The sequence below is a fragment of the Streptomyces asiaticus genome (genome assembly GCF_018138715.1).
GTDB lineage: Bacteria > Actinomycetota > Actinomycetes > Streptomycetales > Streptomycetaceae > Streptomyces > Streptomyces asiaticus.
In genome coordinates this window covers 8,888,290-8,913,453 of the sequence record NZ_JAGSHX010000006.1, presented here as the reverse complement: position 1 = coordinate 8,913,453, position 25,164 = coordinate 8,888,290, and the positions used below count along the sequence as shown (strand labels likewise).

Annotated in this window: 13 protein-coding genes (1 of these 13 only partly in view); 10 read left to right on the top strand and 3 right to left on the bottom strand. The window is 72.4% G+C overall.

Annotated elements, in window-relative coordinates; translation table 11 throughout:
• Nucleotides 1–10 precede the first annotated feature (10 nt).
• The 4 genes from KHP12_RS45610 to KHP12_RS45595 all read left to right on the top strand — a co-directional run bounded on the left by KHP12_RS45610 (nucleotide 11) and on the right by KHP12_RS45595 (nucleotide 3,733).
• On the top strand, nucleotides 11–1,081 hold the full coding sequence (locus KHP12_RS45610) for an MFS transporter (RefSeq protein ID WP_211834578.1): 1,071 nt from the start codon (nucleotides 11–13) through the stop codon (nucleotides 1,079–1,081).
• A 96-nt stretch (nucleotides 1,082–1,177) separates the two neighbouring features.
• Nucleotides 1,178–1,642: a MerR family transcriptional regulator gene (locus KHP12_RS45605; protein ID WP_051573824.1), complete on the top strand. Its 465-nt coding sequence runs from the start codon at nucleotides 1,178–1,180 to the stop codon at nucleotides 1,640–1,642.
• 106 nt (nucleotides 1,643–1,748) lie between these two features.
• The gene (locus KHP12_RS45600; protein ID WP_244202754.1) at nucleotides 1,749–2,798 is read left to right on the top strand and encodes an SDR family oxidoreductase; all 1,050 of its coding nucleotides are present in this window, start codon (nucleotides 1,749–1,751) and stop codon (nucleotides 2,796–2,798) included.
• A 164-nt stretch (nucleotides 2,799–2,962) separates the two neighbouring features.
• Nucleotides 2,963–3,733 (top strand): nucleotidyltransferase domain-containing protein, encoded by a 771-nt coding sequence (locus KHP12_RS45595; protein WP_208652977.1) that lies wholly within the window; start codon nucleotides 2,963–2,965, stop codon nucleotides 3,731–3,733.
• 237 nt (nucleotides 3,734–3,970) lie between these two features.
• Here KHP12_RS45595 and KHP12_RS45590 read toward each other — a convergent pair whose 3' ends face one another.
• Nucleotides 3,971–4,978 carry an EamA family transporter gene (locus tag KHP12_RS45590; RefSeq protein ID WP_372455277.1) on the bottom strand — a complete coding sequence of 336 codons (1,008 nt, stop codon included), beginning with the start codon at nucleotides 4,976–4,978 and terminating at the stop codon, nucleotides 3,971–3,973.
• 68 nt (nucleotides 4,979–5,046) lie between these two features.
• Here KHP12_RS45590 and KHP12_RS45585 point away from each other — a divergent pair, with 68 nt between their 5' ends.
• From KHP12_RS45585 to KHP12_RS45560, 6 genes are all read left to right on the top strand, one after another.
• Nucleotides 5,047–5,901 (top strand): LysR family transcriptional regulator, encoded by an 855-nt coding sequence (locus tag KHP12_RS45585; RefSeq protein ID WP_211834577.1) that lies wholly within the window; start codon nucleotides 5,047–5,049, stop codon nucleotides 5,899–5,901.
• Between the two features lie 73 nt (nucleotides 5,902–5,974).
• Nucleotides 5,975–6,463 (top strand): MarR family winged helix-turn-helix transcriptional regulator, encoded by a 489-nt coding sequence (locus KHP12_RS45580; RefSeq protein ID WP_086881563.1) that lies wholly within the window; start codon nucleotides 5,975–5,977, stop codon nucleotides 6,461–6,463.
• A 118-nt stretch (nucleotides 6,464–6,581) separates the two neighbouring features.
• A complete protein-coding gene (locus KHP12_RS45575; protein WP_086881562.1) occupies nucleotides 6,582–8,066 on the top strand; it encodes an MFS transporter in 1,485 nt (494 codons plus the stop codon).
• A gap of 46 nt (nucleotides 8,067–8,112) precedes the next feature.
• Complete coding sequence (locus KHP12_RS45570; protein WP_086881561.1) at nucleotides 8,113–8,622, top strand: TIGR03618 family F420-dependent PPOX class oxidoreductase; 510 nt, start codon at nucleotides 8,113–8,115, stop codon at nucleotides 8,620–8,622.
• A 172-nt stretch (nucleotides 8,623–8,794) separates the two neighbouring features.
• Nucleotides 8,795–9,511 carry a DUF1775 domain-containing protein gene (locus KHP12_RS45565; protein ID WP_308017028.1) on the top strand — a complete coding sequence of 239 codons (717 nt, stop codon included), beginning with the start codon at nucleotides 8,795–8,797 and terminating at the stop codon, nucleotides 9,509–9,511.
• 47 nt (nucleotides 9,512–9,558) lie between these two features.
• Complete coding sequence (locus KHP12_RS45560; RefSeq protein ID WP_211834576.1) at nucleotides 9,559–9,990, top strand: hypothetical protein; 432 nt, start codon at nucleotides 9,559–9,561, stop codon at nucleotides 9,988–9,990.
• Nucleotides 9,991–10,140: 150 nt separating this feature from the next.
• On the opposite strand, the gene KHP12_RS53080 is transcribed toward KHP12_RS45560, so the two are convergent.
• Both KHP12_RS53080 and KHP12_RS53885 read right to left on the bottom strand, forming a co-directional pair.
• Nucleotides 10,141–11,334 (bottom strand): cytochrome P450, encoded by a 1,194-nt coding sequence (locus tag KHP12_RS53080; RefSeq protein ID WP_211834575.1) that lies wholly within the window; start codon nucleotides 11,332–11,334, stop codon nucleotides 10,141–10,143.
• Between the two features lie 99 nt (nucleotides 11,335–11,433).
• On the bottom strand, nucleotides 11,434–25,164 hold the 3' portion of the coding sequence (locus KHP12_RS53885) for a type I polyketide synthase (RefSeq protein WP_246648901.1). It continues 3,735 nt past the right edge of the window; 13,731 of the gene's 17,466 nt are visible here — the last part of the coding sequence; its start codon lies off the right edge, out of view — the gene reads right to left on this strand; it ends in the stop codon at nucleotides 11,434–11,436.

Here is a 25,164-nt window from a genome sequence, read left to right as displayed (position 1 = left end):
CCTGATCCGGATGCAGACGGCGATGGCCGCCATGATGATCCTGGGCATGGTGGGCGGCCCGCTCCTCGGCGGGTTACTCGCCGATCACATCGGCTGGCGCTGGGCGTTCTGGCTCAACCTCCCGCTCGGGCTGGTTGCGGGCGCCGTCATCGCCCTGGCCCTGCCCGACCGCCGTCCCGCCACCCCGCCGTCCGGCCGGCTCGACGTGGCGGGGATCCTCCTGCTCGCCGCCGGGCTCTCGCTCGCGCTGACCGGCCTCAGCCTCAAGGGCAACACGACCGCCGGACACGCGCCCTCCTGGACGGACCCGGCCGTGCTGGGCTGTCTGCTCGGCGGTCTGGCACTGCTCGCCGCGCTCATACCGGTCGAGCGGCGGGCCGCCGTCCCCGTCCTGCCCCTGCGGCTGTTCCGGCACCGCACCTACACCGCCCTGCTGACCGCCGGTTTCTTCTTCCAGGTCGCCGCGCTGCCGGTGGGGATCTTCCTGCCGCCGTACTTCCAGCACATCCGCGGCCACTCGGCCACCGCCTCCGGTCTGCTGCTGCTCCCCCTGCTCATCGGCATGACCCTGGGCAACCGGCTCACCGCCGCCACCGTGCTGCGCATCGGGCACGTCAAGCCGGTCCTGCTGATCGGCGCGGGGCTGCTCACCGCCGGTACCGCCGCCTTCGTCGCCCTGCGGGCCACGACGCCTCTCGCTCTGACGTCCGTTCTGCTGCTGCTCGTCGGGCTCGGCGCCGGACCGGCCATGGGCGGGCTCACCATCGCCACCCAGAGCGCCGTCCCGCGTGCGGACATGGGCACCGCCACCGCGGGCTCCGCGCTCACCAAGCAGCTCGGTGGCACGGTCGGCCCGGCCGGCGCCCAGTCCCTGATCGGCCACTCCGGCGCGGCCGCGCCCACCGCCACGGCCATCGGCTCCACCGTCGCCTGGAGCGGCGGCGCCGCCGGGCTCCTCGCCCTCGGGGCACTGCTCCTCATGCGCGACATCCCCGTCGCCACGGCCGGGAAGCGCCCGGGTGCGCCCACTCCCCCGCCCGCCGCCTCCGCGGCGGCGCCGAGGGCCGATCGGCACCCTTGATCGCGAGCGCTCACCTGATCTCGAGCGTTCAGCTGCCCTCAAGGACATGACGAGCTCACTTGACCTCAAGCGCTTCAAGTGTCGGATGCTCGTCATATGACGGCGACAGAGGCAGAGACCGAGGTCCGGGGCTCCCCGATGACCATCCAGCAGGTGTCGAGGCTGAGTGGCCTCTCGGAGCCGACACTGCGCTACTACGAGAAGATCGGCCTGATCCCCGCCGTGGACCGCGACCGGGACAGTGGCCACCGGCGCTACCACCCCCGCGTGGTGGAGACCATCAAGGCGCTGGGGTGCCTGAGATCCACCGGCATGAGCGTGCGGGACATGCGTGCCTACCTCAGCCACCTCGACGAGGGCGCGCGGGGCGCGGCTCCCCTGCGTGACCTCTTCCAACGCAACGCGGACCGCCTGGAGCGGGAGATCGCGCTCATGGAGGTCCGCCTGCGCTATCTGCGGCTCAAGGCGGACATGTGGGACGCGCGCGAGCGCGCCGACGCCGGTGCCGAGCACCGGGCGATCGAAGAACTGACGGACGTCATCGACACGCTTCAGCCGTGAGAAACGACGCGCTTCAGCCGTGAGTCATACAGCTACGAGAAACACGGCTACGGGAAACACACTTGGAAGGGATCCGAAGCACCCCATGGAAAGCAGGACAACCCCCGTGTCCGCTGATGCCGGCGCCGACACCCGTGGCGACGCCACCAGTGGCGAACTCGTCCTGGTGACAGGAGGCAGCGGCTATGTCGGCACCCACGTGATCAGCGGCCTGCTGCGGAGCGGCCATCGGGTCCGCACCACGGTCCGCTCACACGGCTCGGCCACGAGCGCCGCCGCCGGCGTCCGGTCGGCCGTCGCGGCCTCCGGTGTCGATCCCGGCGGGCGGCTCGACATCGTCAGCGCCGACCTGACCACGGATGACGGCTGGGACGACGCGATGGCGGGGTGCGCCCATGTCCACCACGTCGCGTCGCCGTTTCCCTCCGTCCAGCCGGACAACGCCGACGAGCTGATCGTCCCCGCGCGGGACGGCACCCTTCGTGTGCTGAGGGCCGCACGGGACCAGGGTGTGAAGCGGGTCGTGATGACGTCCTCCTTCGCCGCGGTGGGGTACAGCCACAAGGACGGTGCCGAGTACGACGAGAGCGACTGGACCGACCCCGAGGACGACAACCCGCCCTACATCCGCTCGAAGACCATCGCGGAGCTGGCCGCCTGGGACTTCGTGGCGAAGGAGGGGGACGGCCTCGAACTGACGGTGCTCAACCCGACCGGGATCTTCGGTCCGGCGCTCGGCCCCCGGCTGTCCGCCTCGACGGAACACATCCGGGCGATGTTGGAGGGGGAGATGCCGGCCGTCCCCCGCGCGCACTTCGGCATGGTGGACGTACGCGATGTCGCCGAGCTCCACCTCCGGGCCATGACGCATCCCGCCGCGGCCGGACAGCGCTTCCTCGCCAGCGGCGACCGGGCCGTCAGCCTCCTGTGGATCGCCCGGGTGCTGGCCGAACACCTCGGCGAGCGCGCCGCCCGGGTGCCCACGCGGGAGTTCGACGACGAACGAGCGCGGGAAGCGGTCGGCGTGACGGAGCGGGTACCGATCCTGCGCACCGAGAAGGCGCGTTCCGTGTTCGGCTGGACCCCGCGCGACCCGGTGACGACCATCCTCGACACCGCGGAGAGCCTGTTCCGCCTGGGCCTGGTGAAGGGCTGATACCCCTGGCCGCTGCCGCCCCCTGACGGGGGCGGTAAGGTCGGCGTCATGGAGTGATGACCCGGCACACCGATCCGTATGGACGCCGCCGTTGGAGCCCGTGCTCCGGCGTGTGTTCGGTGTGCCCGCGGCACCCGTCATTCACTTCACACGATCGGATCCGTATGACCGACGACACGTTCCTCATGACCGACGACATCTTCCTCGACGATGTCGCCGAGCGGCTGGCCGCCCTGCCCGCCGTGCACGCCGTCACCCTCGGGGGCTCGCGTGCGCAGGGCACCCACACCCCGGAGAGCGACTGGGACCTGGCCCTGTACTACCGGGGTGGCTTCGACCCGGCCACGCTGCGGGCCGTGGGCTGGGAGGGCGAGGTCTCCGAGCTCGGCGAGTGGGGCGGTGGTGTCTTCAACGGGGGCGCCTGGCTGACGATCGACGGACGGCGCGTGGACATCCACTACCGCGACCTCGAGGTGGTGGAACACGAACTCGCCGCATCACGGCAGGGCCGCTTCCACTGGGAACCGCTGATGTTCCATCTCGCGGGCATCCCCAGCTATCTGGTGGTGGCCGAACTCGCCCTCAACCAGGTGCTGCGGGGCACCCTGCCCCGCCCCGAGTACCCGGCGGCGCTGCGTGAGGCGGCGCCCCCGATGTGGCGCGGGCGCGCGGCCTTGACCCTGCGGTACGCCTCGGCCGCGTACGTGGGACGTGGCCAGGCCACCGAGGTCGCGGGGGCGCTGGCGACCGCCGCCCTCCAGACGGCGCACGCGGTGCTGGCGGCGCGCGGTGAGTGGGTCACCAATGAGAAGCGGCTCCTACAGCGGGCGGACCTGCGTGCCATCGACACGATCGTGGCGGGGCTGCGGCCGGAGCCCACCGCCCTGGCCGAGGCGATCGCCGCCACGGAGGCGCTGTTCGAGGCCGCGGGCTGAGCGGTGGCCTGGGCGGAGCAGGGGCCCGGGGGCTGAGCGGTGGTTCGGGGGCCGAGCGGTGGCCCGGGGGCGGAACAGGGGCCCGGGGGCGGAGCTGTGGCTTGGGGCTGAGCGGTGGCCCAGGGGCGGAACAGGGGCCCGGGGGCTGAGCGGTGGCCCAGGGGCAGAGCGCTCCTCCGCCCCCGGGTCCCCCCGGCTCCAGGTCAGCCGAGTCACCGGGCCACCCCCGCTGGTCAGTCAGCCGCGCCGGGTGAGGATGCTCAGCGCGTTGGCCACGACGATGGCGCCCACGCTGATCCACTCCGTCCACCCCAGGCTCTGCCCCAGACCGACCCAGCCGACCAGTGCGGCCAGGACGGGGTTGACGCTCATGAAGAGCCCGAACGCCTGGGCGGGCACACGGCGCAGCGTGAACAGGTCCGCGAGGTACGGCACGGCCGAGGAGAGGACGCCCGCGACGACGGCGTACGCCGCGGCGCTCACGGTCGGCGGCTGGTGGACGGCGACGGCGATCCCGACCGGCAGGAACATCAGCGCGGAGATCCCCGCGGCCGCCGCAGACCCCTGGGCGCCGGGGACCCGCCGCCCCACGGCGCGGTTGAGCAGGATGTACGACGCCCAGCACACGGCGGCCAGCAACCCCAGCCCCATGCCCAGATAGTCGGCCGAGGGGCGCGGGCGCATGAGGGTCACCACGGCGGCCGCCGCGACCAGCGCACAGCAGGCGTCCACGCGGCGCCGTGAGCCGGCGAGCGCGATGCACAGCGGGCCGAGGAACTCCAGGGTCACCGCCAGCCCGAGGCCGATGCGGTCAATGGCGCTGTACAGGGACAGATTCATGGTCCCGAACACCACGGCGAGCCCCACCACCGGCCGCCACTGCCACCAGGTGAAGTTCCGCAGCCGGGGCCTGCCGACGGCCAGCAGGACGATCGCGGCCACGTACTGGCGGACGGCGACGACCCCGATCGGGCCGATGACGGGGAAGGCCTGGGATCCGATCGCGGCGCCGGTCTGGTTGGAGAGCCCACTGCCGATCATCGTGGCCACACCGGCGAACCGCCGTCCGGTCGGCCGCTGATCAAGGTCAGGGGCCACGCCCTGCTCCAGGCCCTGCCCCAGGCTCGGGTCCAGGCTCGAGTCCAGGCCCTGCCCCAGGTCGGAGTCGGCAGGGGTCGGCGCGGTGCGGTGTGCGGTTTCGGTCGCTCGTGGGGACGGGGTGCGTGACGCGGGGGCGAGTCGCATGCGTCGATCGTGCGCCCGCCCCATGCATGCGCAAAATGCGTTCAGCGCTCTGTCTATACGCTAGCCGTATGGATGTGGAACTGCGGCAACTGCGCTGCCTCGTCGCGATCGTCGACGAGGGCACCTTCACCGACGCCGCCATCGCGCTCGGCGTCTCCCAGGCGGCCGTGTCCCGGGCCCTGGCCGCGCTCGAACGCGCCCTGGGGACAAGGCTGTTGCGGCGCACCTCCCGTGAGGTGACCCCGACGGGCACCGGGCTGCGCGTGGTGGCACACGCCCGGCGGGTGCTGGCCGAGGTGGAAGGGCTGATCCGGGAGGCCGTATCGGGCCACGCCCATCTGCGGATCGGTTACGCCTGGTCCGCGCTGGGCCGTCACACCCCCGCCTTCCAGCGCCGCTGGGCCCAGGCGTATCCCGAGACCGAGCTGCACCTCGTCCGCGTCAATTCCGCCACCGCGGGGCTGACGGAGGGCGCCTGCGACCTGGCCGTGGTGCGCAGACCGCTCGACGAGCGCCGCTTCGACTCCGCCATCGTCGGACTGGAGCGGCGGCTGTGCGCCGTGGCCGCCGACGACCCGCTCGCCAGGCGCCGCTCGGTCCGGCTGGCCGACCTCAGCGGGCGCACCCTGCTGGTCGACCGCAGGACCGGCACCACCACCGCGGAGCTGTGGCCGCCCGACTCCCGGCCGGCCACGGAGGAGACCCACGACGTGGAGGACTGGCTCACCGTGATCTCCGCGGGCCGCTGCGTCGGCATGACGGCGGAGTCCACCGCCAACCAGTATCCGAGGCCCGGAATCGCCTACCGGCCGGTCCGCGACGCCGAGCCGATCGCGGTACGCCTCGCCTGGTGGCGGGACGACCCGCACCCCGCCACCCAGACCGCGGTCGAGCTGCTGACCACCCTCTACCGCAACGGCTGACCCCTGGCCCCAACCCATCCATATGGACTGTTCCGGATAATCCAGTACGGATCGAATTGTTACCCTGGGCCACATGACCGCCATGGCGCCCACCAAGACCGAACCCGACCTGTCGTTCCTCCTCGACCACACCAGCCACGTCCTCCGCACCCAGATGTCGGCCGCGCTCGCCGAGATCGGGCTGACGGCGCGCATGCACTGCGTACTGGTCCACGCCCTGGAGGAGGAGCGCACCCAGGCGCAGCTCGCCGAGCTCGGCGACATGGACAAGACCACGATGGTGGTGACGGTGGACGCCCTGGAGAAGGCGGGCCTCGCGGAGCGGCGTGCCTCGACCCACGATCGCCGGGCCCGGATCATCGCGGTCACCGAGGAGGGCGCGCGGATCGCCGAGCGGAGCCAGGAGATCGTGGACCGCGTCCACCGCGAGGCACTGGCGGCACTCCCCGAGACCCAACGCGCCGCATTGGTAAGGGCGTTGACCCGGCTGTCCGAGGGACATCTGGCCACGCCCGCCGAGAGCCCCCGCCCGGCCCGGAGGGCGCGGCAGCGCGAGAAGTAGAGCGGAGACACCCGCGCGGCCCGTCACACCACGCGCCAAGTAGAGCCGAAACAAATAGTCTGCAACAAAACCATCTGCTACGGTCACTCCTGTCGCGCCTACTGACGGGAGTGTCCGCATGTCCGCCACCTCATCCACCCCGACGTCTCCTCGCATCCCCCCTTCACGCCAACTGGCCCTCGGGGTCATCGCCACCGGCATGCTGATGGTGATCCTCGACGGCAGCATCGTGACGGTGGCCATGCCCGCCATCCAGAGCGATCTGCGGTTCTCCCCCGCCGGGCTCAGCTGGGTCGTCAACGCCTACCTGATCGCGTTCGGCGGCCTGCTGCTGCTCGGCGGCCGCATCGGCGATCTCATCGGCCGTAAGCGGGTGTTCCTGACCGGCACCGCGGTGTTCACCGCGGCCTCGCTGCTCACGGCCGTGGCCACCTCCCCCGCGGTGCTGATCGCCGCCCGGTTCCTCCAGGGGGTCGGCAGCGCGATGGCCTCCGCGGTCAGCCTGGGCATCCTGGTCACACTCTTCACCGAACCCGCCGAACGGTCGAAGGCGATCGCCGTGTTCAGCTTCACCGGCGCCGCCGGAGCGTCGATCGGCCAGGTACTCGGCGGCCTCCTCACCGACGCGCTCAGCTGGCACTGGATCTTCCTGATCAATCTGCCGATCGGACTGCTGACGCTCGCGGTCGCCATACCCGTCCTGCCCGCCGACCGCGGGCCGGGCCTCGCGGCCGGTGCCGATGTCCTCGGCGCCCTGCTCGTCACGGCCGGGCTGATGCTGGGCATCTACACCGTGGTCAAGGTGGCGGACCACGGCTGGACGGCGGCGCGCACACTCGTCCTCGGCGCCGTCTCGATCCTCCTGATCGCCCTGTTCCTGGTCCGCCAGGCCACCGCCCGCACCCCGCTGATGCCCCTGCGGATCCTGCGGTCACGCGGGGTGGCGGGGGCCAATCTGGTCCAGCTCCTGATGGTGGCCGCGCTCTTCTCGTTCCAGATCCTCGTCGCCCTCTATCTGCGCAATGTGCTGGGGTACGACGCCACCGGAAGCGGTCTGGCCATGCTCCCGGCCGCCATCGCCATCGGCGCGGTGTCCCTCGGCGTCTCCGCGCGGCTCAGCGCCCGCTTCGGCGACCGCGCGGTGCTGCTGACCGGGCTGGCCCTCCTGACCGGCGTTCTCGGCCTGCTCATCCGCGTCCCCGTGCACGCCCGGTACGTCCCCGACCTCCTCCCGGTGATGCTGCTCGCCGCCGGTTTCGGGCTGGCGCTCCCGGCGCTGACCAGCCTCGGCATGTCCGGTGCGAAGGAGGACGAGGCCGGTCTCGTCTCCGGGTTGTTCAACACCACCCAGCAGATCGGCATGGCGCTGGGCGTCGCGGTGCTGTCCACCCTGGCCGCCTCCCGCACAGACGCCCTGATCGCCCGGGGCAAGGGCCGGGCCGAGGCGCTGACCGGCGGCTACCACCTGGCCTTCGCCGTCGGAACGGGGCTCATCGTGGCGGCCTTCGCGGTGGCGTTCACCGTACTGCGAGCACCTGCGCGGAAGCCCCCCGCCATGCCGCGGAACGCCAATCCCCCCGCCACACCGGTCACCACCGCCTGATCCGTCCTCCTCCGCTACCACCGCCACCAGCGAAAGGTTCACCCTCATGACGACGACCGAGAACACGAGCCCGGCGAACGGCGCCGAGACGAAGCCCGGCACCGGACCCGCGCCCCGGGTGCTCACCGAGGAGGAGCTGTCCAAGACGCTGCGGGACCAGCGGTTCAGTGTGCTCGCCACCGTCAAGCGCAGCGGCCACCCCCATCTGTCGACCGTGATCCACCAGTGGAGCCCCGAGGAGCGCGTGTTGCGCATCTCCTCGACCGCCGACCGGCTCAAGGTGCGTCAGCTGCGCCGCGACCCTCACGCCGCTGTGCATGTGGGCGCCCCGGACGGCTGGTCGTTCGCGGTCGCCGAAGGCGAAGCGGAGGTGTCGGAGGTGACGACCATCCCCGGGGACGCGGTCGGGCGCGAACTGCTGTCCATGACGCCCGGTTTCGCCGATCCACACGACGAGACGGCCTTCCTGGAGCAGTTGGTGGCGGACGGGCGGGTCGTGATCAGGATCCGGGTGTCCCGTCTGTACGGAACGGCCCTCGACGTGACCACCACCTGACCCCCTCGTCGTAGCCCGGCTCCCTCGCGTGGCAAGCGGGCTTCCGGTCTCGGCGACGATGAACATCGCACCCGGGCCGTACGTACCGGGGAATGTGAACGCACCTGGTGAGCGCGCCGGGTGACCGGTGAGGAGGGCTCTGGTGTCCGCCCCTTGGACGAGGAGAGATACCGTGAAAGCACATCGTCTGCCGTCGCGCCCGCGGCCACGGCGGATCGGCGCCCTGGCCGTCGCCGCCTCAGCGCTCGTCCTTGCCACGGCGGGCCCCGCCCTGGCCCACACCGAGGTGAGCGCCTCCGACTCGCGCGCCCTGGCGAAGAACGTCACGCTGACGTTCGAGTCGGAGGCTGAGGACGATGGGGCCGGTTTCACCGAGATCCGGACCGTGTTGCCCAAGGGCATCGACCCCGGCGATGTGGAGCTGAAGGAGGCCCCGAAGGGCTGGAAGCTGAAGCCCACCGGTGACGGCTACTCGGTCGGCGGCCCGGCGCTCGCACCCGGTGAGAACGCCGAACACAGCATCGTCGTACGGCAGTTGCCCGATGCCACATCGCTGGCCTTCAAGACCGTGGACACCTACGAGGGCGGCAAGGTGTCGCGGTGGATCGAGGTGGCCCGGGACGGGGAGCCGGAGCCGGAGAATCCCGCCCCGCTGCTGAAGCTCAAGGCCGCGCCCGCCGACGCCACCCCGGACGCCTCGACCTCGGCCTCGCCCTCCCCGAAACCGGAGAGCGAGGCACCGAGCTCGGACGGCAAGAAGCCTTCGAAGGCCGCGACATCCGACGGCGGATCCGCGTGGCCCGCCGTGGGCATCATCATCGGCGTCTGTCTGTTCGCCCTGGCCGGAGGGTTTGTGCTGTTCCAACAGCGGCGCGGCTCGGACCAATGACCCCGGAGCGCGGGTTTGCTGTCGGGTCGAGTGGTAACGCGGTGAACATGACCGAGAAGAAGAACGCACACACTGCCCGGAGCACCAACATGAACGCTAAGGCCACCGCCACCAAGGCCAAGGAGACCGCGGAAAAGGCCAAGGACACCGCGGGCAAGGCGGAGACCACGGCGAAGACCGCCGCGGCCGGCGCGGCGACGACCGCGGCGCACACCGCTCATGTCGCCGCCGACAAGGCTCAAGTGGCCGCCGGGAAGGCCGTGGCCACCGGTCGTACCGTGGCCGCCGAGGCGCCCAAGAAGGCCGCCGCGGCGGCGGGTTCGGCCTGGATGATGATCAAGGCGCGGAAGGTCCTGGCAGCCGTCGCCGGTGCGGGTGCCGCCGCGGCGGGCGCCACCACCGCGGTCGTCCTGCGCAGGCGCGCGGCTCGCCGCCGCCGCCCGCTGGCCCGGCTGACCGGCGGCCGGCTCGGCTCTTGAGAGCCGCGGTCGACTGGCGTTCTGGGCGGATCTCAAGGCGGCAGTGGCCGTCACCCGGGCCGGATCAACCGGTGGCCGGGCATCCCGGCCACCGGTTGATCCGGACCCCGCGGCCACCACCCGCACCGTGCCTTCCGGCCCCGGCCGCGGCTACTCAGCCGCCCAGGTCACCGGCAGCTCGTGGACACCGTAGAACGAGGTGTTCTCCCGGTACCTGATCTCCTCCGGGGCCACCGCCAGCCGCAGAGCGGGGAACCTGACGAGCAACCGCTGTAGGAGCACCTTCAGTTCCACCCTCGCCAACTGCTGGCCCAGACACTGGTGCACACCGTGCCCGAACGCGAGGTGAGAGGTGTGCGACCGGTCGAGGACGAGGCGGTCGGGGTCGGCGAACCGCTCGGGGTCCCGGTTGGCGGTGGACACCAGACCGGCCACGATCTCGCCCTTCGCGATGGGGTGACCATTGATCACGGCATCCTCGGTGGCGGTACGCACCGTGCCGAAGTTGTTGACGGGGAAGTAGCGAAGGAACTCCTCCACGGCGCTGTCAATGAGATCGGGGTTCTCCCGCAGCCGGGTCAGCTGCTCACGGTCCTGGAACAGCGCCAGCATGCCGAGGCCGATCAGGTTCTCCACGGGTTCATGACCGGCGAAAATGATGGTCATCGCAATGCCGACCACCTCCTCGTCGGTCAGCGCACCGCCCTCGACCTCATCATGCAGCAGCCTGCTGATCATGTCGTCCCCGGGCTCGGCCCGCTTGGTACGCACGAATCCGCGCATCTCGTCCCACCACGCGGTGGCCATCGCGCCGACGGCCTGATCGTCGCCGCCGGTCTCCCGGAGCGTGCGGACCTCGTGGTCGAACTTCTGGTGGTAGGTGTACGGCACGCCGAGGATGTCGGAGATCACCATCGCGGGCACCGGACTGGCATAGGCCGCCACGAGGTCCGCGCTCGTGCCCGCCGCCTCCATCGCATCGAGGTGCCGGTCGGCCAGCCGCTCGATCCGGCCGGTCAGTTCGCGTGCACCGCGCACCGAGAACTCGGCGGTGAGCGTGCGGCGGTAGCGGGTGTGGTCCGGCGGGTCCATGGAGAAGAAGAAGCCCGCCGGTATCTCCGGACTCATCGCCGGGAACGGCACCCGGGCGCCGCTGAACCGGGAGTCGGCCAGCATGGCCCTGATGTCGTCGTGCTTGGTCAGGAACCACATCACCAGACCACCGGGCAGCTCCAGTTTGCCCAGTTCGCCCGCGTCCCGCAGTCGGCGGTGGGCCTCCGGCGGGTCGTACGGACAACGCCGTTCGGCCTTCACGGTCCCCGGAAGGGACAAGGTCTCGCTCACTGTTGACTCCCTCGTATGCCCATCATGGGCGACTGGTGTGTCCAGGCACGGTGCGTGCGTCCGTCAGACACGTGTGTGCGTCGGAAATGATGCGTGTGGTCATGGACGATCCGTCCGCTCGGCCCATTTCGCGGTCAGGTCCTGGAGCAGGGCCGAGATCCGCACCCGTGCCGCGCTTCCCGGGTCGAGCACGAGGATCGAATCGTCGAGCTTGTTGAGCTCTTCGAGCACGAGAATGGCGGCCGCCGCGTCGTCGGGCAGCATTTCGGCGCGCAGATGGCGGGCGAGATCGACAGCCGTGGGGTGGTCGAAGGTGAGGCTGGCGGGCAGGTCGAGCCGGGTGGCCCCGGCCAGCTGGTTGCGGAGCTTCACGGCCGCCACCGAGTCGAAGCCCATGTCCACGAAGCCTCGGTCCGGGTCGACCATGGCGGCGTCGGGATGGCCGAGCACCATGGCGACCTGGCCACGGACCAGCTCCAGCAGGATCTCGTCCTGCTCGTCCTCCGTCCGCCCGGCCAGCCGCTCCAGCAGCGTGGTCGCGGAAGCCTCGGCCGCCGGGGGTTGTTCCACCGGCCGCCGGTCCGCTTCGGTGCGTGCGGGGGCCGGCGTGGCGGTGGTGACCCGGACCGCCTCACCGGGCCCGGCGCATGCCTCGTCGAACAGGGCGAGGCCCAGATCGGTGGAGACGGACACCGCGGGCAGTCCGCGAGCCCGCCGGTGTGCGGCCAGCGCGTCGGCGTACGCGGGGCCCAGTGTCCCGTCGGCGGAAGTGAACAGCACAAAGCGGTCCAGTTCCAGGTCCCGCGTGGCCAGGTGCAGGTTCCAGGCCGCCTCCACCCCCGACCGCAGCCACGGCCGCAGGGATTCCGGCGAGAGCGCGCCGGCCCGGGTCCGCTCCGGGGCGTCGGCCGCGGTGTGCACCACGCTCCGCAGTCCGGGAATCTCCTCCAGCAGCGCTGCCAGCGCCTGACCGTCCGCCGGATCACACGGGGCGAGCCGAACCGTGGCTCCGAGGCCCGCCAGTTCGGCCATGTCGCCCTCCCCGGCCAGGACCAGGTCCCGCACACCGCGTTCGGCGACCAGGTGCCGGGAGACGGCCATGGCCGACCCACCGGTGACCAGCACCGTCCCCGGACCCCAGGCGAGCGGATCCTGCTCGGTGGCCGCCTGCGTGGCCAGGTCCGGTACCAGCACCGCTCCCGCCCGGACCGCGACCCGGTCCTCCCCCACGGCCACCGCGGCGGGCAGCATACGCAGATCACACGCATCGGTGTCGACGAGTGTCAGCCGGCCCGCCTCGGCCGCCTGGAGGGGCTCGACCAGCGACCACACCGCGGCCGCGGCCAGGTCCTCGACGTCCTCACCGGCCGCCGTGGCGAGCGCGCCCCGGGTCACCAGCACCAGACGCGAGGTGGCGAACCGCTCCCCGGCCCGCCACGTCCGCACGGCCTCGGACACCCGGACGGCCACCTCGGACGCCGTTCCGCCCTCGGATACGCACGGGAGGAGGATGACGTCCGGTACGTCCTCGATGGCCGACAGGTCCGGATACAGCGCGACCGGCGCGCCGAGCGTGTCCGGTTTCCAGGCGTCCGGGTCACCGACGAGCCCCCACCGGACGGGGCCGGTGTCCGATTCGGCCCGCGTACGGCAAGCCGCCCACACCGGCCGGAACAGTGCCGCGTTGGCCTGGCGCAGCCGATGTCCGGACACCGGGCGGAGCACCAGCGAGTTCACCGACAGCACGGGGGTTCCGGCGGCGTCGGCCACGTGGAGCGAGACCGTGTCCGGGCCGACGGGCGCGAGGGTGGCGCGCAGCCTCGTGGCACCCGTCGTGTGCAGGGTGATCCCCGTCCAGGAGAACGGCAGATGGGTCCCCTCGGCCGCGGTCACCAGCCCTGCCAGCGCCTCCCCGCGCAACGCCTGTTCGAGCAGGGCGGGATGGAGCGTCCAGCGTTCGGCCCCGGGCCCGGCCGCCTCGGGCAGCTCGATGTCCAGGAAGACCTCGTCGTCACGGCGCCACGCCGGTGTCCCGCCGGACTCCTGCGGCCGGGCGCCGGTGGGCGGCCAGGGCTCGGGGCGCCGCTCCGGCGCGGGCGGCAGGTCCGCGCCGAGGACGGCCGTGGCATACCGGATCCACCGCTGGTCGCGGCGGCAGTACACGGTGACCGGGCGGCGGCCGGACTCGTCGGCGCCACGGACGGACACCTGCACCTCGACCCCGCCCCGCTCGGGGAGGACGAGTGGTTCATGGATGGTGAGTTCGTCCACCGTCCGGCAGTCGCACTGGAGCCCCGCCTGGAGCACCAGTTCCAGGAAGCCGGTCGCCGGGAACAGGGGTACGCCCAGCACCCGCTGACCGGTCAGCCACGAGTGGGCGTCGGCGGAGACGCGGCCGGTGAGCAGAACGCCGTCCGCGTCGGGCAGCGGCACCCTCGCACCGACCAGCGGATGGTCCAGCGCGCCGAGCCCGAGGTCGCCCGCGTCGCCGGGTGTACGGGAGGGCTCCAGCCAGAAGCGGGAGCGCTGGAAGGCGTAGGTCGGCAGCTCGGCCCGGCGGGCGCCGGGGAAGACCGCGGACCAGTCCGGCTCCACGCCGTGTGTGTGCAACTGGGCGAGGGCGGTGGTGACCGTGACCGGCTCGGGCCGGTCGGCGCGCAGAGTGGGGATGAACTCGGCGTCCGCCCCGGTGACCTGGGCCTGGGCCAGGGCAGTGAGAGTGCCGTCCGGTCCGAGTTCGAGGAAGGTTCCCGTGCCGAGCTCCCGCAGACGCTCCAGCCCGGCGGCGAACCGCACCGTCTCCCGCACCTGCCGCACCCAGTAGGCGGGGGAGCACAGCTCCTCCCCCGCCACCGCACCGGAGAGGTTCGACACCACCGGTATCCGCGGGGTGCGGAAGTCCACCGTGTCGAGTACCTCGGCGAACGCGATGAGCATCTCGTCCATCAGCGGCGAGTGGAAGGCGTGGCCGACCCGCAGCCGCCGCGTCTTCACCCCACGGGCGGCGAACGCCTCGGCCACACCGCACACCTCGTCCTCGTCCCCGGACACCACGACCGACGACGGCCCGTTCACGGCCGCGAGGGCGACCCGGTCGGTCAGGAACGGCCGTACCTGGTCCTCCGGCGCGGCCAGGGCCACCATCGCCCCGCCCGGCGGCAGCGCGCCCATCAGTCGGCCCCGGGCCGCCACCACCTTGGCGGCATCCTCCAGCGACCACAGACCGGCCACATGCGCGGCCGCCAGCTCGCCGATGGAGTGGCCCAGCAGATAGTCCGGCCGCACCCCCCAGGAGGACACCAGCCGGAACAGCGACACTTCGAGGGCGAACAGGCCCGCCTGCGTGTACGCGGTGGCGTCCAGCGCGCCGGTGGCGTCCGTCACCACCTCGCCGAGCGGACGGTCCAGATGCGGGTCGAGCGCGGCGCACACTTCGTCCCACGCCGCCGCGAAAACCGGGAACGCCTGGTACAACTCACGCCCCATACCGGCCCGTTGCGTACCCTGCCCGGCGAACAGCACGCCCACCCGGCCCGGGTCCGCGGTGCCCAGGACCACACCCGGCGCGGGCTCGCCGGCCGCCAGCGCGGCCAGTCCGTCCAGCAGCTCCGCCCGGTCCGCCCCGACCACCGCGGCCCGGTGCGAGAGCGCCGAACGGGTGGCGGCCAGCGACCAGCCCACGTCGGCCGGGCCGGACTCGGGGCGCGCGGCCAGGAAGGACCGCAACCGGGCGGCCTGCGCCCGCAGTCCGCGCTCGCCCTGGCCGGAGAGCACCCATGGCACCACCGCCGGGGCCCGCTCGGGTGCCGGCTGCGGTTCGGGCCCGGACTCCGCGGGTGGCTGCTCGAGGATCACATGGGCGTTGGTCCCGCTCACCCCGAACGAGGACACCCCGGCCCGGCGGGGACGGGAGGTCCCCGGCCACTCCGCGGGCTCGGTCAGCAGCTCCACCGCACCGGCCGACCAGTCCACATGGGTCGACGGCTCGTCCACGTGCAGGGTCCGGGGCAGCGCCCCGTGCCGCATCGCCAGCACCATCTTGATCACACCGGCCACTCCCGCGGCCGACTGGGTGTGCCCGATGTTCGACTTGACCGAGCCCAGCAGCAGCGGCCGTTCGCGTTGCTGCCCGTAGGTGGCCAGCAGCGCCTGTGCCTCGATCGGGTCGCCCAGGCTGGTGCCGGTGCCGTGTGCCTCCACCGCGTCCACGTCCGACGCGGCCAGCCCGGCGTTCGCCAGCGCGGCCCGGATCACCCGCTGCTGCGCGGGCCCGTTCGGCGCCGTCAGGCCGTTCGAGGCGCCGTCCTGGTTGACGGCGGAGCCCCGTACGACCGCCAGGACCCGGTGGCCGTTGCGGCGGGCGTCGGACAGCCGCTCCAGCAGCAGCATGCCGACGCCCTCACCCCAGCCGGTGCCGTCCGCCGCATCGGCGAACGCCTTGCAGCGGCCGTCGGCGGCCAGTCCGCGCTGGCGGGAGAACTCCACGAAGATGCCCGGGGTGGCCATCACCGTCACCCCGCCGGCCAGTGCCAGCGAGCACTCACCGGACCGCAGGGCCTGCGCCGCCAGGTGCAGCGCGACCAGCGACGACGAGCAGGCGGTGTCCACGGTGACCGCCGGGCCCTCCAGGCCGAAGGTGTACGAGAGCCGGCCGGAGACCACGCTGCCCGCGCCACCGGTCAGGAAGTAGCCCTCGGATCCCTCCGCCGCCTGCCCGGCCCCCGTTCCGTAGCCCTGTGCGGCGGCACCGACGAACACCCCGGTCTGGCTCCCCTTCAGCGACGCCGCCGGGATACCGGCCCGCTCCACCGTCTCCCAGGCCACCTCCAGCAGCAGCCTCTGCTGCGGATCCATCGCGAGCGCCTCGCGCGGCGAGATGCCGAAGAAGTCGGCGTCGAACTCGCCCGCGTCGTACACGAAGCCACCGGCGCGGACGTACGAGGTGCCCGAGCTGTCCGGATCGGCGCTGTACAGACCGTCCAGGTCCCAGCCCCGGTCGTCCGGCAGATCCGCGACCGCGTCGCGCCCGGTGGCGAGCAGCTCCCACAACTCCTCGGGCGACGTCACTCCGCCCGGATAGCGGCAGGCCATTCCGACGATCACGATCGGGTCCCGGTCGGTGGCGGCGGCCGGGGCGGCGGGCCGTGCCACGGCCTCGCCGACGGTGCCGTCCAGCTCCCGGAGGAGATGACCGGCCAGGACCGCCGGTGTCGGATAGTCGAAGATCGCGGTGGCCGACAGCCGGACCCCGGTGGCGGTACGCAGCCGGTTGCGCAGCTCGACGGCCGTGAGCGAGTCGAATCCGGTCTCCGCGAACGTACGCGCCGTGTCGACCGCGGCGGGGGTGCCGTGCCCCAGCACGGTCGCCACCTGCGTACGGACCAGGTCCAGCACCAGCTGTTCGCGCTCGGCGACCGGCATCGCGGCCATCCGGCCCCGCAGCGACGACTCGTCCTCCACCGGGCCCGCGCCGGTCGCGCGGCGGATCGGCGCACGGACCAGACCGCGGAAGAGCGCGGGCAGCGCCCCGGCGTCGGCCTGTGCCCACAGCGCCGTGGCGTCCAGCGGTGTCGCCAGCACGAGCGCCTCGGTGGCCGCCCTGGCGCTGTCCAGGAGCCGGAGCCCCTGATCGGTGGCGAGAGGCGTGGCACCGGCCCTGGCCATCCGGGCGAGATCCCGGTCCGACAGATGGCCGGTCATCCCGCTGCGCTCGGCCCACAGCCCCCAGGCCACGGAGAGACCCGGCAGCCCGGCGGCCCGGCGGTGCGCCATCAGTGCGTCCAGCCAGGAGTTGGCCGCCGCGTAGGCGCCCTGTCCGGGGCTTCCCAGAACACCCGCGGCGGAGGAGAACACCACGAATTCCGCCAGGTCACGACCGACCGTCAGCTCGTGCAGATACCAGGCGGCGTCCACCTTCGGCCTCAGGACCTCGCGCACCCGCTCCGGGGTGAGCGACTCGATCACCCCGTCGTCGAGCACACCCGCGGTGTGCACCACCATCCGCAGGCCGGAGACGGTGTCCAGCAGCCGTGCCAGCTGATCCCGGTCGGCCACGTCACAGGCCACCACCCGCACCTGGGCGCCGTATTCGCGCAGGGCGGCGGCGAGTTCGGCCGCGCCCGGGGCGTCCGGCCCCCGCCGGCCGGTCAGGACGACATCCCGTACTCCGTGCCGTTCGACCAGGTGACGGGCGACCAGCCCGCCCAGTGTGCCGGTGCCGCCGGTGATGAGCACGGTGTCCCCCTCCCGCAGCGGCTGCGGAATGGACAGCACCAGCTTGCCGATGTGGCGTGCCTGCGAGAGGAAGCGCAGCGCGTCACCCGCCTGCCGGACGTCCCAGGCGCGGGTCGGCAGCGCGGTGAAGACCCCTCGCTCGAAGAGCGACACCAGCAGCCGGAGCAGTTCCCCGACCCGGTCGGGCCCCGCGTCCATGAGGTCGAACGCCCGGTACCGCACCCCGTGCTCCGCGGCCACGCGCTCACCGTCGCGGATGTCGGTCTTGCCCATCTCCAGGAAACGGCCACCGTCGGCGAGCAGGCCGAGCGAGGCGTCCACGTACTCGCCCGCCAGCGAGTTCAGCACCACGTCCACCCGGCCGAAGCGATCGGCGAACTCCAAGGTACGGGACGAGGCGATCCGGTCGTCCGCCACTCCTCCGGCGCGCAGCGCGTCCCACTTCCCGGGGCTCGCGGTGGCGTACACCTCGGCGCCGAGCCAGCGGGCCACCTGTGTCGCGGCCATGCCCACCCCGCCCGCGGCCGAGTGCACCAGCACCGATTCACCGGGGCACAGACCGGCCAGGTCCATCAGCCCGTACATGGCGGTCAGGAACACCACCGGCGTGGCCGCGGCGTCGGCGAACGACCAGCCCTCCGGCAGTCGCGCCAACAGCCGGTGATCGGTCACCGCCACGGGGCCGAACGCCCCGGAGAACAGACCCATCACCCGGTCACCGGGCGCCAGGCCGGACACACCGGGGCCGGTGTCGAGCACCACTCCGGCGCCCTCGCTGCCGATGACGTCCTGGCCGGGGATCATGCCGAGGGCGACGACGACGTCCCGGAAGTTCACCCCGGCCGCGTGCATCGCCACCCGCACCTTTCCGGCGCCGAGGACACCGGCGGCCTCCGGGCAGGGGACGGCGGCCAGATTCTCCAGCGTGCCCTGGCTGGTGACGTCAATCCGCCACGGTGCCCCGGCCTCCGGGGTCGGGGTGGCGGCGGGCGGTGTGGTGGTGGACGGTGTGGTGGTGGACAGGGCGGTCGCGGGCGGGGTGAGCGGAGCGAGCTGAGGCGTCAGGACACGGCCACGGCGCAGCGCGAGATGCGCATGGCCACCGTCCGCCGCGGCGGCCAGCGCGGCGGCCAGCACCGTACGGGAATCCTGGTGGCCGTCGTGGTCGACGAGCACGAAGCGGTCCGGATGCTCGGCCTGTGCGCTGCGGAGCAGGCCCCAGACCGCTGCCCCGCCGAGGTCTTCGACGCTCTCGCCGGGAGCGGTCGCCATCGCGCCGCGCGTCAGCACGGCCAGCCGCGACCGGGCACAGCGCTCGTCGGCGAGCCATCGCCGTACCGCCGCCAGCGCCCGGCACACGACGGTGGACACCGCGTCACCGGCCGACTCACACGGCAGCACCACCATGTCGGGCACGGGGGTGTCGTCGGGGGCGTGGGGGCCGTCGGGGGCGTCGGGGGCGTCGGGGGCGTCGGGGGCGAGAACGTCGTACTCGGCTGGGGCCGAGCCTGCCGGGGCAGTCGGCAGCGGCATCTCGACCCAGTCCACGCGGTACAGCGAGTCCTGGTCCACCCCTCGGGTGTCCGCGATCCGTCCGCTGGACAGCGGACGCAACGAGAGCGACGCCACCGACAGCACCGGCGCTCCCGTCGGGTCTGTCACCTCCAGCGACACCGCGTCCGCACCGGCCGGGGAGAGCACCACGCGGATGGCGGAGGCGCCGACCGCGCGCAGCGCCACCCCGCTCCAGGAAAACGGCAGATACGCCTGGCCGAGGTCGGTGAGGAAGCGGCCGAGCCCCACTCCGTGCAGCGCGGCGTCGAGCAGGGCCGGATGCACACCGCACCGCGCCGCCACGTCCTGTGCCTCCGGCTCCAGAGCCACTTCGGCGTAGATCTCGTCGTCCCGTGTCCACGCGGCGCGCAGCCCTTGGAAAGCGGGACCGTACCCGTAGCCGCGCTCCGCCATCGCCTCGTACATCCCCGACACATCGAGGCTGCGCGCGCCCTCGGGCGGCCAGACGTCCAGGGGGCGGGCCACCTCGGCGGGGCGCGGCTCGGTGACGTCGAGGGCTCCGGTGACGTCGAGGGCTCCGGTGGCGCCGAGGGTGCCCGAGGCGTGCAGCACCCACTCCCCGGCACGGCACGAGTGCACCGTGACCGGCCTCCGGCCCCGTTCGTCCGCCGCCGAGACGGCCACCTGTACCTGGACCCCGCCCTGGTCCGGCACCACCAGCGGGGTCTCCAGGGTCAGCTCCTCCACCACCGAGTGGCCGAAGTGCTGACCGGCCTGCAAGGCGAGTTCGACGAATCCCGTGCCGGGGAAGACCACCGTGTCCCGCACCATGTGGTGGGCCAGCCAGGGCTGTCCGTCCAAGGAGACCAGTCCGGTCAGCACGCCCCCCTCGTCCCCGGGCAGGGGCAGTACCGCGCCCAGCAGGGGGTGCTCGATATCGCCGAGGCCCAGCCCGGACGCCTGGGTCACCGCCCGCGCGGGCTTCAGCCAGAAGCGTTCCCGTTGGAAGGCGTAGGTGGGAAGGTCCACCGTCCGGGCTCCGGTGAAGGCCGGGCGCCAGTCCACGTCCACGCCCCGGGTGTGGAGATCGCCGAGGGCGGCGAGGAAACGGGCGGGGCCACCGTCGTCGCGGCGCAGCGATCCGGTGACGACGATGTCGGCGCCGGTGACGTCGACGGTGTCGGGGGCGGTGTCGGGGGCGCCGGTGGCGTCCGCGGTGTCAGGGGTGCCTGGGGCCTCGGCGGTGTCCTGGATGCCGATGGTCAGCACGGGGTGCGGGCTCACCTCGACGAACACGGTGTGGCCCTGGTGCATCAGCGCTTCGACAGTGCTCTGGAATTCCACCGTGTGCCGGAGGTTGCGGTACCAGTAGTCGGCGTCGAGTTCGCTGGTGTCGGTGAGCCGTCCGGTCACCGTCGAGTGGAACGCGACCTGTCCACCGCGCGGCCGGACCGGCGCCAGCACGTCGGCCAGCTCCCGCTGGATCTCGGCCACCTGCGGGGAGTGCGAGGCGTAATCCACCGGAATCCGTTTGGCCTCCGGGAACTCCGCGAGCACCGCCTCCAGTTCCTCAACCGCCCCGGACACCACCGTCGACGCCGGACCGTTCACCGCCGCCACCGACAGCCCCGGACGGTCACGGAGCCGGTCGGCGGGCACCGGAACCGACACCATCCCACCCCGGCCCGACAGGGCGAGCAGCGCCTTGCTCCGCAAGGCCACCACACGGGCACCGTCCTCCAGCGACAGACCACCGGCCACGCACGCCGCCGCGATCTCACCCTGCGAGTGACCCACCACCGCCGACGGCACCACACCGTACGAACGCCACAGCTCGGCCAGCGACACCATCACCGCCCACAGCACCGGCTGCACCACATCAACCCGGCCGAGCGCCTCCTCATCACCCAACACATCGAACAACGACCACTCGACGAACGGCGCCAGCGCATCGGCACATTCACGCATCCGCTCCGCGAACGTCGGTGCGTGCTTCAGCAGTTCCAAGGCCATTCCGGCCCACTGCGACCCCTGGCCGGGGAAGACGAACACCACCTTGCGGCCGGACCGGGCGGCGCCACCGGTCGAGACGGCGTCCAGTCCATGTCGTAGCTCCGCGAGGTCCGCACCCACCACTACGGCGCGGTGCGACTGACGCGAACGGCCGGCCACCAGCGTCCACCCGACATCGGCGGGATCCAGGCCCGGATGGGCGTCGATGAAGGACGCCAGGCGCTCGACCTGGGCCCTCAGCCCGTCCTCTCCCGCACCTGACAGCACCCACGGCACGGGCGGTGACGGCTCGCGCGCCGACTCCCGATCGGGCCGGGCCACCACCGGCCCCTGCTCGACGATCACATGGGCGTTGGTGCCACTGACTCCGAACGAGGACACACCCGCCCGGCGAGGAGCGCCGGTCCGCGGCCACTCCCTCGTCTCGACGAGCAACTCGACCTGGCCCGACGCCCAGTCCACATGGGGCGAGGGCGAGTCGACATGCAGGGTCCGCGGCAGTACACCGTGTCGCATGGCCATGACCATCTTGATCACACCGGCCACGCCGGCGGCCGCCTGGGTGTGCCCGATGTTGGACTTCACCGAGCCGAGCCACAGTGGCTTGTTCTCGGGCCGGTCCTGACCGTACGTGGCGAGCAGTGCCTGCGCCTCGATCGGGTCGCCGAGGCTGGTGCCGGTGCCGTGTGCCTCCACCACGTCGATGTCCGTGGCGGACAGCCGGGCGTTCGCCAGGGCCTGACGGATCACTCGCTGCTGCGACGGGCCGTTCGGCGCCGTGAGCCCGTTGGACGCGCCGTCCTGATTGACGGCGGAGCCACGCATCACCGCCAGCACCCGGTGGCCGTTGCGCTCCGCGTCGGAGAGCCGCTCCACCAGGAGCATGCCGACGCCCTCGCCCCAGCCGGTGCCGTCCGCCGCGGCCGCGAACGCCTTGCAGCGCCCATCGGCCGCCAGCGCGCGCTGACGGGAGAATTCCAGGAAGGCCGCCGGAGTGGCCATGATGGTCGCGCCGCCGGCCAAGGCCATGGAGCATTCGCCGGAGCGCAGGGCCTGCGCGGCGAGGTGCAGCGCGACCAGCGACGACGAGCAGGCCGTGTCCACGGTGACCGCCGGGCCCTCGAGGCCGAAGGTGTACGCCAGCCGGCCCGAGGCGACACTGGCGGCGCTGCCCGTGCCCAGATACCCTTCCGCGCTCTGCGGGGCCCCGCTCGCCAGAGCGGCGTAGTCCTGGCCGTTGGTCCCGACGAACACACCGGTCCGGCTGCCCTTGAGGGTGGCGGGGGACATATGGGCGCGCTCGAACGCCTCCCAGGCGACCTCCAGCAACAGCCGCTGCTGTGGGTCCATCGCGAGCGCCTCGCGCGGCGAAATCCCGAAGAAGCCGGGGTCGAACGCGGCCGCGTCATCGAGGAATCCGCCCGCCCGGACGTACGAGGAGCCAGGGTGGTCGGGATCCGGGTCGTACAGCTCGGCCAGGTTCCAGCCACGGTCCGCCGGGAACTCCGACACGGCGTCACGGCCCTCGGCCAGCAGCCCCCACAGGTCCTCCGGCGAGCTCACCCCGCCGGGGAAACGGCAGCTCATCCCGATGATGGCGATGGGTTCGTCGTCCACCGGACGTGGCACCACCGGGGCCGGTGTCCGTCCGCCCAGGCCCAGCGCCTCCCGGCACACGTGCTCGGCGAGCGCGGCCGGGGTCGGGTAGTCGTAGATCACGGAAGCCGGGAACCGTACCCCGGTGGCCGCGGTGAGCCGGTTCCGCAGCTCCACCGCGGTGAGCGAGTCGAAACCGATCTCCTGGAAGGGCCGGGCCGGGTCGATCGCCTCGGATGCCGTGTGTCCCAGGACAGCGGCCACATGCGCACGGACGAGGTCCAGCACGGTGGCCGCCCGTTCCCGCTCGGGCATGGCCTCCAGGCGGGCGGCGAACGCGTCGGCCGGTTCGCCGGCGGCCTCCTCGGTCGGCCCGGATCCGTCGCCGAGCAACTCGCTGAGCAGTGGGCTCGGCCGTGCGGCGGTGAACCGGGCCCCGAAGGTCGCCCAGTCGATGTCGGCCACCATCACCGTGGTCTCGTCAGCGGCCAGCACCAGCCCCAGGGCGGCGAGCGCCGACCTCGGATCCATGCCCTGCGACCGCGCCACCTCCGCGGCCATACCGGATTCGGCCCAAGCTCCCCAGGCCACCGACGTGGCCACCAGGCCCTCGGCCCGACGCCGACGCGCCAACCCGTCCAGGACGGCGTTGGCCGCCGCATAGCTCCCCTGACCCGCATTGCCCACAGTCCCGGCAGCCGAGGAGAACAACACGAAAGCATCAAGGTCGGTGTCACGGGTCAACTCATGGAGATGGCGGGCGCCCTCGGCCTTCGCCCGCATCACCGCACGGACCCGCTCAGGGGACAGCGACTCAAGCACCCCGTCGTCAAGGACACCCGCCGCATGCACGATGATCCGCACATCCGGAACCGTCGCCAGAACAGCCGCGAGCGCCTCACGATCACCGACATCACAGGCCACAACCCGCACCCGGCTCCCCAACTCGGCCACCAGCTCGCCGGCACCCGCCGCCTCGACCCCCCGGCGGCTCGTCAGCACAACCCGCTCCACACCCCTGTCCACCAGCCAACGCGCCACCTGACGGCCCAGAGCACCCGTACCACCGGTGACCAGCGCAGTACCACGCCCACACCACCTGGCCGCTACCTCACCCACACCACCGATCGGCGTCACCGCCCGCGTCAAACGGGCGCCCCAAGCCCCGGCGGCACGGATGGCCACCTGATCCTCACCCGTGCCCCCCGCGAGAATGCCGACCAGCGCCCTCCCAGCACGATCGTCCAGTTCGGCAGGCAAGTCGATCAACCCACCCCAACGATCCGGATACTCCAGACCGATCACCCGGCCCAGACCCCAGATGCCGGCCTGGTCAGGATCCACCAGGTCCCCGTCGAGCGCCGAGACCGCACCACGCGTGACACACCACAACGGGCCATCCACCTCAGCCGCCACAAGGGCTTGCAGCAGCGACACCGTCGCCTCGACCGACAACAACGACACCACACCCGCGACCGGCCCCGCGCCCAGCTCCGCCGACGTCACGCCCGTCACAACCTCGACACTGGCCCCGGCCGACCGCAACGCAGCAGCCACATCGGTGCCGTCCGCACCCGGCTCGACCACAACCAGCCACGTGCCAGTGAGGCCCGCCTCCCCGGACACCGCCGGGATCGCCGTCCAGCCGAGCCGATAACGCCACGCGTCGATAACCGACTGCTCCTGCCACGCCCTCCGCCACGACGCCAAGGCAGGCAGTACGGCACTCAACGGCTGTTCCTCGTCAATGCCCAGCGCCCGTGCGTCCCCGCGCTCGACCGCGTCCCAGAACACCGTGTCAGCGGCGCTGGTCGCGGGCTGGTCCGAGGCCGACTCCAGCCAGAACCGCTGGCGTTGGAACGCGTAGGTGGGGAGATCGACCCTCCGACCGCCGGGGAACACCGCGTCCCAGTCCACCTCCACACCTCGGACGTACAGCCCGCCCAGAGCAGCCATGACGGTCAGGGGCTCCGGGCGGTCCCGGCGCAGCACCGGCAGTCCATCGCCATCGGCCAAGGCGGTCAGCGTGCCGTCAGGTCCCAGCTCCAGGAAGGAACCCACCCGCAGCTCGCGGAGGGTGTCCAGCCCATCGGCGAACCGGACCGTCTCCCGCACATGCCGCACCCAGTACTCCGGCGAACAGAGCTCTTCACCCGCCACCGCTCCGGACACGTTCGATACAACGGGCACGCTCGGAACGCGGAACTCAACGCCGTTCAACACCTCGCCGAACTCCGCGAGCATGCCGTCCATACGAGCCGAATGAAACGCATGACTCACCCGCAACCGCCGCGTCCGCACCCCACGCCCAACCAACACATCCACAACCGCCTGAACCGCATCCTCATCACCCGAGACCACCACCGACTCGGGACCATTCACCGCCGCAACCGCCACCCGATCGGTCAGCAGCGCCCGCACCTCATCCTCCGAGACCGCCACCGCAACCATCGCCCCACCCAACGGCAACCC